Source organism: Microbacterium pollutisoli (assembly GCF_053586795.1).
This window is the reverse complement of record NZ_JBNYWT010000001.1, coordinates 77,383-92,601: the sequence shown is the minus strand read 5'-3', so window position 1 is coordinate 92,601 and position 15,219 is coordinate 77,383. Positions and strand designations below refer to the sequence as shown.

Annotated in this window: 12 protein-coding genes; 4 read left to right on the top strand and 8 right to left on the bottom strand. The window is 70.3% G+C overall.

Features of this window, described 5'->3' with window-relative positions:
- Positions 1-2: 2 nt before the first annotated feature.
- On the top strand, positions 3-1,403 hold the full coding sequence (gene lpdA / locus ACQ143_RS00450; RefSeq protein ID WP_449568757.1) for a dihydrolipoyl dehydrogenase: 1,401 nt from the start codon (positions 3-5) through the stop codon (positions 1,401-1,403).
- Positions 1,404-1,494: 91 nt separating this feature from the next.
- Here lpdA and ACQ143_RS00445 read toward each other — a convergent pair whose 3' ends face one another.
- From ACQ143_RS00445 to ACQ143_RS00430, 4 genes are read right to left on the bottom strand one after another with little or no spacing between them, the layout of a single operon-like run.
- Positions 1,495-2,139 carry a CYTH domain-containing protein gene (locus ACQ143_RS00445; protein WP_449568756.1) on the bottom strand — a complete coding sequence of 215 codons (645 nt, stop codon included), beginning with the start codon at positions 2,137-2,139 and terminating at the stop codon, positions 1,495-1,497.
- Entirely contained in the window at positions 2,136-2,369 is a 234-nt protein-coding gene (locus ACQ143_RS00440; protein ID WP_449568755.1) for a response regulator, read from the bottom strand. The genes ACQ143_RS00445 and ACQ143_RS00440 overlap by 4 nt, the downstream gene beginning before the upstream one ends.
- Before the next feature lie 36 nt (positions 2,370-2,405).
- Positions 2,406-3,935 carry a CoA-acylating methylmalonate-semialdehyde dehydrogenase gene (locus ACQ143_RS00435; protein WP_449568754.1) on the bottom strand — a complete coding sequence of 510 codons (1,530 nt, stop codon included), beginning with the start codon at positions 3,933-3,935 and terminating at the stop codon, positions 2,406-2,408.
- Between the two features lie 36 nt (positions 3,936-3,971).
- The gene (locus ACQ143_RS00430) at positions 3,972-4,928 is read right to left on the bottom strand and encodes an NAD(P)-dependent oxidoreductase (RefSeq protein ID WP_449568753.1); all 957 of its coding nucleotides are present in this window, start codon (positions 4,926-4,928) and stop codon (positions 3,972-3,974) included.
- A 182-nt stretch (positions 4,929-5,110) separates the two neighbouring features.
- Here ACQ143_RS00430 and ACQ143_RS00425 point away from each other — a divergent pair, with 182 nt between their 5' ends.
- A complete protein-coding gene (locus ACQ143_RS00425) occupies positions 5,111-5,983 on the top strand; it encodes a LysR family transcriptional regulator (RefSeq protein ID WP_449569553.1) in 873 nt (290 codons plus the stop codon).
- Here ACQ143_RS00425 and ACQ143_RS00420 read toward each other — a convergent pair.
- The 3 genes from ACQ143_RS00420 to ACQ143_RS00410 are packed head-to-tail and all read right to left on the bottom strand — an operon-like array spanning position 5,980 to position 10,265.
- Entirely contained in the window at positions 5,980-8,478 is a 2,499-nt protein-coding gene (locus ACQ143_RS00420) for a glycogen/starch/alpha-glucan phosphorylase (protein ID WP_449569552.1), read from the bottom strand. The genes ACQ143_RS00425 and ACQ143_RS00420 overlap by 4 nt on opposite strands.
- 19 nt (positions 8,479-8,497) lie before the next feature.
- On the bottom strand, positions 8,498-9,238 hold the full coding sequence (locus tag ACQ143_RS00415; RefSeq protein ID WP_449568752.1) for an NAD(P)H-hydrate epimerase: 741 nt from the start codon (positions 9,236-9,238) through the stop codon (positions 8,498-8,500).
- Positions 9,231-10,265, bottom strand: a complete 1,035-nt coding sequence (locus ACQ143_RS00410) for a YihY/virulence factor BrkB family protein (RefSeq protein ID WP_449568751.1) — start codon at positions 10,263-10,265, stop codon at positions 9,231-9,233. Before ACQ143_RS00410 ends, ACQ143_RS00415 begins: the two co-directional genes overlap by 8 nt.
- Positions 10,266-10,421: 156 nt before the next feature.
- On the opposite strand from ACQ143_RS00410, the gene ACQ143_RS00405 reads away from it, so the two are divergent.
- Positions 10,422-12,089 (top strand): GspE/PulE family protein, encoded by a 1,668-nt coding sequence (locus ACQ143_RS00405; RefSeq protein ID WP_449568750.1) that lies wholly within the window; start codon positions 10,422-10,424, stop codon positions 12,087-12,089.
- A gap of 73 nt (positions 12,090-12,162) precedes the next feature.
- Here ACQ143_RS00405 and ACQ143_RS00400 read toward each other — a convergent pair whose 3' ends face one another.
- Entirely contained in the window at positions 12,163-13,509 is a 1,347-nt protein-coding gene (locus ACQ143_RS00400; protein WP_449568749.1) for a DUF222 domain-containing protein, read from the bottom strand.
- A gap of 158 nt (positions 13,510-13,667) precedes the next feature.
- On the opposite strand from ACQ143_RS00400, the gene ACQ143_RS00395 reads away from it, so the two are divergent.
- Positions 13,668-15,191 (top strand): SulP family inorganic anion transporter, encoded by a 1,524-nt coding sequence (locus ACQ143_RS00395; protein WP_449568748.1) that lies wholly within the window; start codon positions 13,668-13,670, stop codon positions 15,189-15,191.
- Positions 15,192-15,219: the final 28 nt, after the last annotated feature.

Below are 15,219 nucleotides of genomic sequence, written 5' to 3'. Positions count from 1 at the left end.
ACATGCCTCACTACGACGTCGTCATCCTCGGTGCCGGCCCCGGCGGCTATGTCGCGGCTGTGCGATCCGCCCAGCTCGGTCTGTCCGTCGCCATCATCGAAGAGAAGTACTGGGGCGGTGTGTGCTTGAACGTGGGCTGCATCCCCTCGAAGGCGCTGCTGCGCAACGCCGACCTGGCGCACACGTTCCAGCACAAGGCGGAGCTGTTCGGCATCTCCGGTGACGTGCACTTCGACTTCGGCACCGCCTGGGACCGCAGCCGCAAGGTGTCCGAGACGCACGTCAAGGGCATCCACTTCCTGATGAAGAAGAACAAGGTCACCGAGTACGAGGGCCGCGGGTCGTTCACCGGCCCGAAGGCGATCACGGTGACCAAGTCCGACGGGTCCACCGAAGAGGTCACGTTCGACAACGTCATCATCGCGACCGGTTCGACCGTGCGCCTGCTGCCGGGCGTGCAGCTGAGCGAGAACGTCGTGACGTACGAAGAGCAGATCATGGCCCGTGAACTGCCGGGCTCGATCGTGATCGTGGGCGCCGGCGCGATCGGCATGGAGTTCGCCTTCGTGCTGGCCAACTACGGCGTGAAGGTCACCATCATCGAGTTCCTCGACCGGGCGCTGCCCAACGAGGATGTCGACGTGTCGAAGGAGATCACGCGCCAGTACAAGAAGTACGGCATCGAGATCCTCGCCTCGACGAAAGTCGAGTCGGTCGTCGACAACGGCTCGTCGGTCACGGTCTCCTACAGCGCGAACGCCGACGGCGCCCAGGGCCAGATCGAGGCCGACAAGGTGCTCATGTCGATCGGGTTCGCCCCGAACGTGGAGGGCTACGGCCTGGAGAACACCGGGGTCAAGCTCACCGAGCGCGGTGCGATCGACATCGACGACTACATGCGCACGAACGTCGAGGGCATCTACGCCATCGGCGACGTCACCGCGAAGCTGCAGCTGGCCCACGTGGCCGAGGCGCAGGCGGTCGTGGCGGCGGAGACCATCGGCAAGGCCGAGACGCAGACGCTGGGCGACTACCGCATGATGCCCCGTGCGACCTTCTGCTCGCCGCAGGTGGCCTCGTTCGGCCTCACCGAGCAGCAGGCGCGCGACGCCGGGTACGACGTCAAGGTCGCCAAGTTCCCGTTCAGCGCGAACGGCAAGGCCAACGGCCTGGGCGAGGCGGTCGGCTTCGTGAAGCTGATCGCCGACGGCGAGCACCTGGAGCTGCTGGGCGGCCACCTCATCGGCCCCGACGTGTCGGAGCTGCTGCCCGAACTCACGCTCGCGCAGAAGTGGGACCTCACCGCGCTCGAGGCGGCGCGCAACGTGCACACGCACCCGACGCTGTCGGAGGCGCTGCAGGAGGGCTTCCACGGCCTCGCCGGTCACATGATCAACCTGTAGGATTCTGCACCACGACTGACGCCGCCCCATCCGAAGCCGGGGGCGGCGTCAGTGCGTTTCGGGGTGTGCCGGGCGCCGAGCGCGCGGCGGGTCAGGCGCCGAGCGCGCGGGCGAGCTTCGAGCCGGATGCCGAGATGCGTCCCCCGGCAGCGACGACCAGGGCGTCGGCAGCCGCGAACAGGGCGGCGCGCGACGCGGCGTCGGCAGGGGCGGCGGGACCGAGTTCGAGTTCCCACTCGCGCCAGGTGGTGACCACGTCGCGGCGCAGGTCGGTGGCGGTGACGTGGTCGTCGACGAACTCCGCGAGCACTCCCCCGGCCGCGTCGTACAGCGCGTAGGCGGTGCGGGCATTGCGGATGCGGGCGACCACGGCGAACGGCCCGGCGGCCACGGGGGCGAGGGATGCCAGGATCTCGGCCGGGACGGCCGGATCACCGGCATCCACCGGCTCGTCGCCGAGCGGCCAGTGCGTCTCGAGCTTGCCCTCGGGCGTGGACCGCTTGATGTGCCAGCCGGCGTCGGGCCCGCCGGTGCGCCGGCGCAGCGCCGTGAGCGCCCCCGCGAGCGCACTGTCGGCGGTGTCGAAGTAGTGCGCGTCGAGGTCGCGCGGCTCGGGCGCACCCACCCGGGCGACGCCCGGCAGCGCCGACCAGTCCGGCACCGCGCACGCCGCGTCGACGTCGTACTTGCGCTCGATCTCCAGCGCGGTGGCCGGCGCGGACTCCGGCGTGGTCACTCGCCGTTGTCGTGGTCGTCGGGGTCCGGGTCGATGTCGTCGTGCGCCTGGACGAAATGGAACGCCGCTTCGGTGGGTCCGTCGCCGCTGCCGGTGTTCTCATCGGCGCCCTGGCGGGCATAGACGATCTGCGTCTCGCTGTAGGGCAGGATCAGCTGGTCCTGCTGCGCGTCGTCGAGCGGGATGATCTGTCCGTCCAGCGGACCTCCGTGCAGTCGTGCGATCGCCATGATGACCTCCTGCCGAAAGCCTACTGCGCGCCGGGCTCAGTGGGTGGGGAAGCCCATGCTGATCTGGCTTTCGCTCGGCTCGGGCCAGCGCGTGGTGACGACCTTGCGGCGGGTGTAGAAGTTGAACGCCTCCGACCCGTACATGTGGGTGTCGCCGAACAGCGAGTCCTTCCAGCCGCCGAACGAGAACGCACCGACCGGCACCGGGATCGGCACGTTGATGCCGACCATGCCCACCTCGATGTCGTACTCGAACTGCCGGGCGGTCTTGCCGTCGCGGGTGAACACGGCGGTGCCGTTGGCGTAGCGGTTCGCGTTGATGAGGGCGACGGCCTCGTCGTAGGTGTCGACACGGACGACGGCGAGCACCGGACCGAAGATCTCCTCGTCGTACACGCGCATGCCGGGCTTCACCTGGTCGACCAGGGACGGGCCGATGAAGAAGCCGTCGCCGTCGACCTTCAGCTCGCGGCCGTCGACGACGACCACGGCGCCCTCCCCCGCGGCGCCGGCGACGAATCCGCCGACCCGGTCGAGCGCGTCGCGGGTGATCAGCGGCCCCATCTCGGTGGCCGGGTCGGTGCCGTCGCCGACGGTCAGCCCGGCGATGCGCTCGGTGACCTTCGCGATGAGGTCGTCGGCGATACCGCCGACGGCCACGACGACCGAGATGGCCATGCAGCGTTCGCCGGCGGAGCCGTAGCCGGCCGACACCGCGGCGTCGGCGGCGGCGTCGAGGTCGGCGTCGGGCATGACGATCATGTGGTTCTTCGCGCCGCCGAGCGCCTGCACGCGCTTGCCGTTCTCGGCCGCACGCGCGTAGATGTACTTCGCGATGGGCGTCGAGCCGACGAAGGAGACGGCGCGGATGATCGGGTCGTCGAGGATGGCGTCCACGGCCTCCTTGTCGCCGTGCACGACGTTGAGGATGCCGTCGGGCACACCCGCCTCGGCGAAGATGTCGGCCAGCCACACCGCGGCGGAGGGGTCGCGCTCGCTGGGCTTGAGGATGACGGCGTTGCCGGCGGCGATGGCGGTGGTGACCATCCACAGCGGCACCATGGCGGGGAAGTTGAACGGCGTGATGCACGCGACGACGCCGACCGGCTGGCGCACCTGGTGCACGTCGACGCCGGTGGCGACCTGCTCGGAGTACTCGCCCTTCAGGTGGTGCATGAGGCTCGTGCAGAACTCGACGTTCTCGAGCCCTCGGGTGACCTCGCCGTGGGCGTCGGCGACGGTCTTGCCGTGCTCGGCGGTGATGATGCGCGCCAGCTCCTCGCCGCGCGCGGCGATCAGTTCGCGGAGCTTGAACAGGATCTGCTGCCGCTTGACCAGGCCGGTGTCGCGCCACGCGCGCTGCGCGGCCTGGGCGGTGCGGGCCGCCTCGTGGACGAGCTCGGCCGAGGCGAGGGCGACCTCGCCGGTCTGCCGCCCGGTGGCGGGGTTGAAGACGGGTCCGACGCGGCCGTCGGCGGGCACGTGGCGTCCGCCGATGACGTGCGGGATGGCGGTCAGCCCGGTGTCGGTGGAGGCTTCGGTGGTGGTCTGGGCGGTGGTGCTCATGGTGTGTTTCCTCGGGGTCTGGTGCGGGCGGTGCCGTCAGGCGTGGGCGGCGTCGGTCGCGGGCGTGGGGGCGGCGTCGGCGGCGGGGTCGAATCCGCGCAGTGCGCCGTCGGGGGTGGCGAAGCGGGCGACGAGGGTGCAGTCCTTGTCGGCGTAGCCCTCGTCGATGAGCTGCTGCAGCTGTGCGACGGCGAGCTGGCCGGCCGGCAGGTGGATGCCGGTGGTCTCTCCGGCGGCGATGGCGAGGCTGGCGTCCTTGTGGGCGAGACCGACCGAGAAGGTGGCGTCGAAGTTGCGGTTCGCCGCCGCCCCGTCGACCACCCCGGGCACCGGGTACCAGGTCTTGACGGCCCAGGACGAGCCGCTCGAGACGCTGACGACGTCCCAGAAGACCTTCGGGTCCAGGCCCAGCTGCTCGGCCAGCTGGGCGCCTTCGGACATCGCCATGACGTTGATGAACAGGATGAGGTTGTTGGCGAGCTTGGCGGCGATGCCCGCACCGTCGCCGCCGCAGCGGATGACGTTGCCGGCCATGGGCTCCACGAGGGCGGCGGCACGCTCGACGGCGTCGGGTCGGCCCCCGAGCATGAAGGTGAGGGTGCCCGCTTCAGCGCCGGCGGTGCCGCCGGAGATGGGGGCGTCGACGAACGTGAGGCCGCGGGCGGCGGCCTCGTCGTGGCACCAGCGGGAGGTCTCGACGTCGACGGTGGACGTGTCCAGCAGCAGCATGTCGGCGGTCGCGTGGGCGAAGACGCCGTCGGGACCGCCGAAGACGGAACGGACGTGCTCGGGCTTGGGCAGCGATGTCACGACGGCGTCGGCGCCGGTGACGGCGTCGGCGAGGGATGCCACGATCTCCACGCCGTGGGCCGCGGCGGCCGCCGCCGCGTCGGGGTTGACGTCGACGCCGCGCACGGTGTGGCCGGCGGCGACGAGGTGGGCGGTCATCGGCGCACCCATGTGGCCGAGTCCGATCCAGGCGATCGTGCTCATGTTCTGCTCCCTGCGTCGTCGGAGGTGCGGGGCGCCGGGGGCGGCGCCGGGTCTCATGCCCAGAGTAGGCAGACCGTGCATAGCGATCAATGCACGCTCAGGGGGCAATCTTGCACTCGACGTGTGCGTCAGTGCACACTCGAACGGTGTCCCACCCCACTCCGCCGCCGCTCGACGCCCTCATGACCTTCCTGGCCGTGGCCCGGCTGGGCCGGTACACGGCCGCCGCCGAGGTGCTGGGCGTCAACCACTCGACGGTGTCGCGGCGCATCGCCGCGCTGGAGGCGGCGATGGGCGGACGGGTGCTCGTGCGCGCGACCGCCGGATGGGAGGTCACGGCGCTGGGCCGCCGGGCCGTCGAGGTCGCCGAGCGCATCGAGGCGTCCATGGACGAGCTGATCGCCGGGGAGAACGGCGACCGGGTGCGCGGCGTCGTCCGCATCGCGGCGCCCGAGGCCTTTACCTCCGTGTTCCTGGTGCCGGCGATGACGCGGCTGCGCGAGAAGCATCCCGATCTGTCGGTCGAACTGCTGTCGGCGACGCGGCGGGTGCGGCAGAACCGCTCCGGAGTGGACCTGGAGATCGTCGTGGGCCGGCCGCAGGTGCTGCGCGCGTATGCGACGCCGGTGTGCACCTATGAGCTGCGGCTGTATGCGACCCCGGAGTATCTGGCGCGCACGGGCGCTCCGACCTCGCTGGCCGACCTCGCCGGCCACCCGCTCGTCTACTACGTGGAGGCGTCACTGCAGGTGGACGAGCTCGACCGCGCGGTGCAGGCGCTGCCGCCGTCTCCGCCGTCGATCCGGTCGACGAACGTGTTCGCCCACGTGGAGGCGACGGCCGCCGGCGCCGGCATCGGGGTGCTGCCGGACTTCCTGGGCGAACCCGATCCGCGGCTGGTGCCGGTGCTGCCCGGCGCCTACTCGCATCCGCTCGCCTACTGGGCGGTCGCCCGCGACGAAGGCGCGCGCAACGTCGCGATCGCCGAGACGCTGGGCGCGATCCACGCCTACATCCGCATCGCCCAGGGCGAGGCGACGCCCGCGGCCGGTTAGCGGACTGGCGCCGCCTTCCAGATGCGGTCGATGTAGTCGCGCATCGACCGGTCGGACGAGAAGTACCCCGTGCGGGCGACGTTGAGCACCGCCGACCGGGTCCAGGCGTCCTGGTCCGCGTACGCGGCATCCACCCGCTGCTGCGCCTCGAGGTAGGAGGCGTAGTCGGCCAGCACCATGAACCGGTCGTCGTAGAGCAGGTTCGACACGATGGGCTCGAACACCGACCGGTCGCCGTCGGAGAACGCGCCCGAGGCGATGAGGTCCATGGCGCGGCGCAGGTTCTCGTCGCGCTGGTAGAACTCGGCCGGGTGGTAGCCGGCGGCCCACAGCGCCTCGACGTCGGGCTCGCTCATCCCGAACAGGAAGAAGTGGTCGTCGCCGACGAGCTCGCGGATCTCGACGTTCGCGCCGTCGTCGGTGCCGATGGTCAGCGCGCCGTTGAGGGCGAACTTCATGTTGCCGGTGCCCGAGGCCTCCTTGCCGGCCAGCGAGATCTGCTCGGACAGGTCGGCGGCGGGGATCAGCCGTTCGGCGAGGGTGACGTTGTAGTTCGGCGGGAACAGCACCTTCAGACGCCCCGCGACGCGCGGGTCGGCGTTGACGACCTTGCCCACCGCGTTGATGAGGTGGATGATGCGCTTGGCCATGACGTAGCCCGGCGCCGCCTTGGCGCCGAACACGAAGGTGCGCGGCGTGACGTCTCCGGGGGCCACGCGACCCGAGGTGATGCCCTCGTACAGCGTGACGATGTGCAGCAGCTTGAGCATCTGCCGCTTGTACTCATGCAGGCGCTTGACCATCACGTCGAGCATGTGGCCGTCGCCGACGCGCATACCGTCGCGCAGGTGCAGCACGTCGTTCAGGTGCTGCTTGTTCGCCGCCTTGATGTCGGCGAACGCGGCGCGGAACTGCGGGTCCTCGGCGTGCGATTCGAGTTCGCGCAGGCGCTCGAGGTCGGTGATCCACGCCGGGCCGATCGCCTCGGTGATCAGGGCGGACAGCTTCGGGTTGGCCAGGCGCAGGAAGCGGCGCGGGGTGATGCCGTTGGTGACGTTGGTGAACTTGCCGGGGAAGAACTCGTGGAACTGCGGCAGCACCTTGTCGCGCAGCAGCTGCGAGTGCAGCTCGGCGACGCCGTTCACCTTGGCGCCGGCGATCGTGGCGAGGTAGGCCATGCGGACGCTGCGCTCGGGGAACTCCTGGATGATCGACATGTCGCGCAGACGCATCTCATCGTCGCCGTAGCGGGCGCGCACCTCGGCGAGGAACTCCTCATTGATGCGGTAGATGATCTCCAGGTGCCGCGGCAGCAGACGGCCCAGCAGCTCGACCGGCCACACCTCGAGGGCCTCCGGCAGCAGCGTGTGGCACGTGTAGGCGAAGCACTGCCGGGTGATCTGCCATGCGGCATCCCATGCGAAGCCTTTCTCATCGACGAGCACGCGCATCAGCTCCGGCACCGCGATGACCGGGTGGGTGTCGTTGAGCTGGAAGATGACCCGCTCGTGCAGCTGAGGCAGATCAGCGGTCGGCACGAGGGCCAGCACGTCGGCGATGGATGCCGCGACGAAGAAGTACTGCTGCTGCAGGCGCAGCTCTTTGCCCTGTGGCGTGGAGTCCTCGGGGTAGAGCACCTGCGAGATGTTCTCGGCGTAGGTCTGGGCCCGCACGGCCTCTTCGTAGTCGCCGGAGTTGAAGATGCGCAGGTCGAACGCGTTGGTGGCCTTGGCGCGCCACAGGCGGAGGGTGTTGACGCGACCGTTGCGGTAGCCGGGAACCATGTAGTTGTAGGGCACGGCTTTCACGCCCCAGCCGGGCACCCAGCGGGTGCGCGTGACCCCGCCGTCGTCGTAGGTCTCGGTGTGGCCGCCGAACGAGACGTCCTGCGCGAACTCGGGGTGCGGGAACTCCCAGGGCGAGCCCATCTGCAGCCAGTTGTCGGGCTGCTCGACCTGCTGGCCGTCGACGAAGGTCTGGCGGAAGATGCCGTGCTCGTAGCGGATGCCGTAGCCGACGTTGGCCATGCCCATGGTGGCCAGGGAGTCGATGAAGCAGGCGGCGAGGCGGCCGAGGCCGCCGTTGCCCAGGCCCGGTTCGACCTCCTGCTCGCGCAGCTCGTCGATGTCTATGCCGCACGCGGTCATGGCCTCGGTGGCGATGTCCTCGAGGCCACTGGCGAGCAGGTTGTTGTCGAGCTGGCGGCCCAGCAGGTATTCGGCCGAGAGGTAGCAGACCACCTTCGCCTTCGAGGCGAGCTGGCGGCGCAGGTCTTCGAGCCAGCGCGCCGTGAGGTAGTCGCGCACGGTCATCGCCAGCGCGAAGTACCGGTCGGCGACGGTGGATGCCGACAGCATCACGCCGCGCTCGTAGTTCAGGTTGCGCAGGAACTGCCGGACGAAGCCGTCGACCGAGGCCGCGGGGCCGGAGACCGGCGCGAGCGCGAGCGGGTGGGTGGGTGCGAGGCGGGAATCTGATGCGGGTGCGTTGTCGATCTCGGACACGGAGGAAACGCTACTCCGCCCGCCTGAATGCCGTGACCTCGGCGGTGCCGGCTGAGTCGGGCAGGGACAGGCCCAGCCCGACGAGGATGATCTCTCCGGTCAGTTCGGGCGCCGCGGTCAGGCCCTGCTTGACGGCACCGAAGGTGACGGTGACCGATGCCGGCAGTACGACGTCGTCGGCGGTGCGGCCGGTGTCGGGGTGCAGGCCGCTGGGCAGGTCGACCGCGACGACGCGGGTGCGCCCGGCGCGCACGGCCGGCAGCAGGGCGGTGACGGCGGTGCGGGCCGTGCCGCGCAGGGCGGGGTCGTCGCCGGTGCCGATGCCGAGGATGCCGTCGATGACGATGTCGTACTCGCTCGCGAGGGTCGCATCGTGCGGCACGCCGCCGGCGGCGGTCGCGGCGGCGAGGGCCTCAGGGTGGGCGCGGGTGCCGGTGAGGATGATGTCGACGTGGGCTCGGTCGGTCAGCTGCGCGGCGGCGAACAGCGCGTCGGCGCCGTTGTCGCCGCTGCCGGCGAGGACGAGGATGCGGGGCTTGGCGGGTGCCGCGGCCGGGGATGCCGGGGCGAGTTCGGCGTCGACGGTGCCGGTGGCCACGTCGTCGAGGGTGGCCGGCAGCATGCCGCGCACGACGTCGGCCAGGGCGGCGGCGGCCTGCGCCATCAGCGGCTCGCCGGCGTTCAGCAGCGGCGCTTCGGCCGAGCGGACCTGGGCGGCCGAATAGGTGGGGACGCGGATGCGGTCAGCCATGGGACTCCCCCTTCGTCGAGTCGTTCTCGGATTGTGCGCGCTCCTCGGCCTCGGCGTCGCGCGCGGCGCGCAGCGCGGCGGTGGCGGTGGCGACGGCGTCTTCGGCCCGGCGGACGCGTCGCTGCGCGAAGGTCTCGGCGGCGTAGCGGGCGCGGACGCGGTCCTCGTCCTCTTCGACGCCGGTGACGATGTAGGCCGAGGCGATGAGGATGACCTGCGCGGACAGGTTGAACCACAGCAGCAGCGCGATGAGCGAGGCGAACGATGCCAGCAGCGGGTTGTTCGAGGCGCCGCCGACGAACAGTCCGGACAGCTGCTGCAGCACGATGAGGCCGACCGCGCCCAGCAGCGCCCCGCTCCACAGGGCCCGGGCGCGGGGTCGCAGCCCCGACAGCACGCGGAACATGACCGCGATCACCGCGGCATCCAGCACGAACGTCACGAGGATGACGACCCAGCGGCTCGCCCAGGTCACGAGCACGTGGTCGTCGGGCAGCCCGAGCAGGTCGGCGACGAAGCCCAGGCCGGCCGTGCCGAGCACGGTGGCCGCGGCCGAGGCTCCGAGGGCCGCGCCGACGCCGATGGCCAGGGCCAGGTTGCGCAGCAGCACCCAGCCGAACCAGATGTCGTCGGCCAGGGTGGCGGCGATGGTGCGGATGGCCAGGCGCAGCGAGCCGATCGCGCCGATCGCGGCGCCGATGAGACCGACCAGCGAGATGATGCCGGCCACCGACAGGCCGATCGGCTGGTTCAGCGAGGTCGGATCGATGAGGCCTCGATCGCCGACGAGGCCGGGGATCGCGTTGTCGATGGCCGCGACCAGCGCGTCGATCGCTTCGGGGTTGCCGCTGAGCCAGATGCCGGCGATCGAGAAGCCCAGCAGCACCCCGGCGAAGACGCTGAACAGAGCACGGTAGGTGACGCTGTCGGCGAGCATGGGGCCACGGCTCTCGCTGTAGCGCAGCAGCGCGCGAACGATCTTGAGGCTGAGCGCCCACGCGATGACCCGAGCCACGATCTGCTTCATCACGCCAGGCTAACCACGGCCGGCACCTGGAGTCAGAGGGGTCGACACCGTCGGCGCTGTCGGCTAGGGACAGAGAATCCCAACCGTCACATGAACCTCACTATTCACATCAGCCCCGCCGCGGCCGTATGATCTACCACAGGGGAAGGAAGTTCCATGCGAGGACTCGCCGAGACCCTCGTACGTTCTGGGGTAGTACGTGCTGAGGATATGCGGGATGCCGTCGCCGAAGTCGGCGAGGGCGAAGAACTGCGCGCCCGCCTGGTCGCCGCGAAGCTCGCGACCGAGGTGCAGATCGCCCAGAGCATCGCCGCGCAGACCGGCTTCCCCTTCGTGGACCTGTCCGCGCTGACCCTGCCCGCCGAGGTGATCGGCGCCGTGCCGGCGGCGCTATGCCGTCGGTATCGACTGATCCCCGTCGAGCGCGGGCGCCGCAGCCTCACGATCGGCATGGTCGACCCGAGCGACCTGATCGCGATCGACGACATCGCGCGGGCGACCGAGCTGAACATCCGCCCGGCCGTGGTGGCCACCGATGCGCTGAACACCGCGTTCTCGCGATTCCTCCGCTCCGACGAGGAGCTGAGCGATCTCTCCGAGCAGATCGGCGAGAGTGCGCTGGCCGACGGCGCCGCGGCGACCGAGTCGATCGAGGACACCGTCGACGACGCGCCGATCGTGCGGTTCGTGAACCTGCTGATCTCGCAGGCGATCAGTGACCGGGCCAGTGACATCCATATCGAGCCGGGCGAGCGGCAGCTGACGGTGCGGTACCGCATCGACGGGGTACTGCACGAGATGCAGCGAGCCGACCGCGCGATCCAGGACGGGGTGATCTCGCGGCTGAAGATCATGGCGTCGGTCGACATCGCCGAACGGCGCAAGCCGCAGGACGGCCGACTGTCGGTGCATCACGACGGGCGGCAGATCGATCTGCGGCTGGCGACGCTGCCGACGGTGTGGGGCGAGAAGATCGTCATGCGCATCCTGGACAGCTCGGCGCAGTCGCTGACGATGAGCGATCTGCGGTTCTCGATCCGCAATGAGCAGCGCTTCCGCAACGCGATCACCCGGCCGCACGGCATGGTGCTGGTGACCGGCCCCACCGGTTCGGGCAAGTCGACGACGCTGTACACGGCGTTGAACACGGTCGCCAACCCCCGCATCAACGTCATCACGGTCGAGGACCCCGTCGAGTACCGGATGGCCGGCATCAACCAGGTGCAGGTGAACGTGCGGGCGGGCATGACGTTCCAGGCGGCGCTGCGGTCGATCCTGCGGTCGGATCCCGACGTGGTGCTGGTCGGCGAGATCCGCGATCAGGAGACGGCGACGATCTCGATCGAGGCGGCGCTGACCGGTCACCTCGTGCTGTCGACGCTGCACACCAACGACGCGCCGTCGGCGCTGACGCGGCTGACCGAGATCGGCTGCGAGCCGTTCCTGGTGGGCACCGCACTGTCGGCGGTGGTCGCGCAGCGGCTCGCGCGGCGCCTGTGCATCAAGTGCCGGGAGGCCTACACCGAGTCGCCGGATGTGCTGGGCGGCGTGAACTTCCCGCACAACCCGCTGGACCCGCCGGTGCTGTACCGCGCCGTCGGCTGCTCGGACTGCTCGGGCACCGGCTACCGCGGTCGCGTGGCGCTGCATGAGGTCATGGAGGTGACCGAGCGCCTGGAGCACCTGGTGGTCGGACATGCGACCGGCACCGAGATGCGCCAGGCGGCGCTCGAGGACGGCATGGTGCCGCTGCGCGAAGACGGGTTCAACAAGGTGCTCGAAGGCGTCACGACGATCGAAGAGGTGCTGCGGGTCGCCATCTGACCCGTCACCCGGGCGCCCCACGCCCCAACGGGCACACTTCTCCTCCGTCGTCAGGCACACTTCTCCCCCGCGGTCAGGCGACGGCCGCGACGAATCTCGTGCGGAGGCCGCGTTGCGGAGTCCGTGCGGGGTCGAGGGCGGCGGGCGGGAGGAACCACACGACCGCGTCGGTCCCCGGCCCGTCGATGCGGATGTCCCACCCGTTGTCGTGGATCACATGGTGACAGGATTCGCACAGCAGCACGCCGTTGCTCAGGTCGGTCGGGCCGCCGCGGGACCACCATCGGATGTGATGGACCTTGGTGACACCCGGTGGTGCGCCGCAGCGGGCGCAGCCGAGGTCGCGTTCACAGATCGCGAGGCGCTGCGCCCTGGTGAAGAGTCGCTTTCTGCGCCCCCAGTCGAGGATCTCGCTGTCGCCGCCCAGCACACACGGGATCACCCCGCCATCGGCGGCCATCCTTCGTACTGTTGCGATGGAGACGGGGGTCGAGAGCCCGTCGATGGTGCCGTGCCCCGTGCCGTTCTCGAGGTCTGCCAGATCGACGCGCACGACCACGGTCGCCCCGCCGAGGGGCACGTCGGTGTGCTCGCAGCCCAGCAGGTGCTCGCAGAACCGGACGAGGGCATCGGCCTGGATCATCGGGACCGTGCGATGCGGGGTGTCCGGGTCGTCGGACGCCTCGGCCGCGCGCTGCGCGGCGAACTCCGCGGACACGAACCCTTCGAACACGGCTCTCACGGGCGCGGCGTGCTCGGGATCGATCCGCCCGTTGAGCATCAGCGCCCCGTCGGGGTCTTCCCACAGTCGCAGGTGGCGCCCTGCCCGCAACTGGTCTTCCCGCTCGGCGACCCCACCGGGATCGAGGTGGGCCTCCGCGCTGCGGACGAGTTTGCGCACGGCGTCCAGCGACAGCCCCGCCGCCCGCTGCACGAGCGACCGCTCGACCTCATCGACGGCGGCGGCCCCGGCCCGGAGCTGCACGCGCCCGAGCATGGTGGTGATGACCGAGGCGGCTGCGGCGCCGAGACGGCCCGCCGACAGCGCGGCCGCCACATGCGGGAACCGCGCCGGCGCTGTCTCACCCGACAGCAGCACGCGGGGCGCGGTCACTTCGCCCACCTCGATGAGCTTGGCCGCCTCTCCGCCGGTGGTGCCCAGTTCGCCCGACAACAGCTTGTTCGCGTTGGGGAACCCGTGCTTCTTCGCCAGCGACTCCGGCCCCAGCTCGGGCCGCGACTGACGGCTGATCTCCGCCGCCACCTGCGTCACCGCAGCATCCAGCTGCCGGCGTGCCCGCCCGAGCAGAGCGCTCACCTTCATCAGAGCGTCGCCGTCGAGCGCGCCGACCTGCTCGTCGCACCACAGCGCACGCACGGCGTCGACCGTGTCGGCGAGGGTGTCGAGAGGAGTGCTCATATCCGATACTCTACGCGAGACCTCCGACATCAGTGTCGATGCTTTGTTCTATAGAGTCCCCGCACCCGCCAGCCGACCTACCGCACGACCACCCCCAACGCCCACCCGGGTAGAGTGCAGGAGGCCGCATTCGCCCGCCCCACCCGACCCGGAGCATCATGACAGCCGTCACCCCTGCCCACGATCCGCGCAGCCGCTACCGCATCGAGCCGACCGTCTGGCAGGCACTGCGCAGCCCCCGCCTGCTCACCCGTGAGGTGCTCGCCGGGCTCGTGGTGGCGCTCGCGCTCATCCCCGAGGCCATCGCGTTCTCGATCATCGCGGGCGTCGATCCCCGCGTCGGGCTGTTCTCCTCCTTCGTCATGGCGGTCGCGATCGCCTTCCTGGGTGGGCGCCCGGCGATGATCACTGCGGCGACCGGCGCCGTCGCCCTGGTGATCGCCCCGCTCGTGCGCGAGCACGGCATCCACTATCTGATCGCCACCGTGATCCTGGCGGGGATCATCCAGATCGTGCTGGGCGTGCTCGGGGTCGCGAAGCTCATGCGGTTCATCCCCCGGTCGGTGATGGTCGGGTTCGTGAACGCGCTGGCGATCCTCATCTTCATCGCGCAGCTGCCGCAGCTGTTCGACGTCCCGTGGCTCGTGTATCCGCTGGTCGCGGCGGGGCTGGCCATCATCTATCTGTGGCCGCGGATCACGAAGGCCGTGCCCGCTCCCCTGGTCGCGATCGTCATCCTCACCGTGATCGTGGTCGTCTTCGGCATCGCGGTGCCGACCGTGGGCGACCAGGGCGAGCTGCCCGAGTCGCTGCCGACGCTGTTCCTGCCCGAGGTGCCGTTCACGCTCGAGACGTTGCAGATCATCGCACCGTACGCGCTGGCCATGGCCGCGGTGGGCCTGCTCGAGTCGCTGCTGACGGCGAAGCTCGTCGACGACATCACCGACACCCATTCGCGCAAGACCCGCGAGGCGATCGGCCAGGGCGGCGCGAACATCCTCTCCGGCCTGTTCGGCGGCATGGGCGGCTGCGCCATGATCGGGCAGACGATGATCAACGTGAAGGTGTCGGGGGCGCGCACGCGCATCTCGACGTTCCTCGCGGGCGTGTTCCTGCTGATCCTCATCCTCGTGCTCGGCGATGTGGTCGCCGTGATCCCGATGGCCGCGCTGGTCGCTGTCATGATCGTGGTGTCGGCCTCGACGTTCGACTGGCACTCGGTGCGCCCGCGGACGCTGAAGACCATGCCCAAGAGCGAAACCACGGTCATGCTCGTCACGGTGGTCATGACGGTCTGGACCGACAACCTCGCCATCGGCGTCGTCGCGGGGGTGCTGACCGCCATGGTGCTGTTCGCGCGGCGCGTCGCCCACTTCACGAGCGTCACCCGGCGCGAGGTGCCGGATGCCGCGGTGCCGACCGTGCGCTACGACGTCGACGGGGAGCTGTTCTTCGCGTCGAGCAACGACCTGACCACCCAGTTCGAGTACACGGCCGACCCCGAGCGCGTCATCATCGACCTGTCGCGCTCGCATGTGTGGGACGCCTCGACCGTCGCGGCCCTCGACGCGATCGAGACCAAGTATGAGCGGCTGGGCAAGACCGTCGTCCTCGAGGGCATGAACGATGCGACGACGCTCTTCCACGGTCGGCTCAGCGGCGGCACCGGCGGCGGTCACTGATCCCGGCAAGAGAGTGGATGCCGGGGCG

Bases quoted from the DNA above. Each gene is read 5' to 3' on its own strand.
- lpdA (WP_449568757.1), top strand. From the start codon at position 3: ATGCCTCACTACGACGTCGTCATCCTCGGTGCCGGCCCCGGCGGCTAT.
- ACQ143_RS00440 (WP_449568755.1), bottom strand. From the start codon at position 2,369: ATGGCGATCGCACGACTGCACGGAGGTCCGCTGGACGGACAGATCATC.
- ACQ143_RS00435 (WP_449568754.1), bottom strand. From the start codon at position 3,935: ATGAGCACCACCGCCCAGACCACCACCGAAGCCTCCACCGACACCGGG.
- ACQ143_RS00430 (WP_449568753.1), bottom strand. From the start codon at position 4,928: ATGAGCACGATCGCCTGGATCGGACTCGGCCACATGGGTGCGCCGATG.
- ACQ143_RS00425 (WP_449569553.1), top strand. From the start codon at position 5,111: ATGACCTTCCTGGCCGTGGCCCGGCTGGGCCGGTACACGGCCGCCGCC.
- ACQ143_RS00415 (WP_449568752.1), bottom strand. From the start codon at position 9,238: ATGGCTGACCGCATCCGCGTCCCCACCTATTCGGCCGCCCAGGTCCGC.
- ACQ143_RS00410 (WP_449568751.1), bottom strand. From the start codon at position 10,265: ATGAAGCAGATCGTGGCTCGGGTCATCGCGTGGGCGCTCAGCCTCAAG.
- ACQ143_RS00405 (WP_449568750.1), top strand. From the start codon at position 10,422: ATGCGAGGACTCGCCGAGACCCTCGTACGTTCTGGGGTAGTACGTGCT.
- ACQ143_RS00400 (WP_449568749.1), bottom strand. From the start codon at position 13,509: ATGAGCACTCCTCTCGACACCCTCGCCGACACGGTCGACGCCGTGCGT.
- ACQ143_RS00395 (WP_449568748.1), top strand. From the start codon at position 13,668: ATGACAGCCGTCACCCCTGCCCACGATCCGCGCAGCCGCTACCGCATC.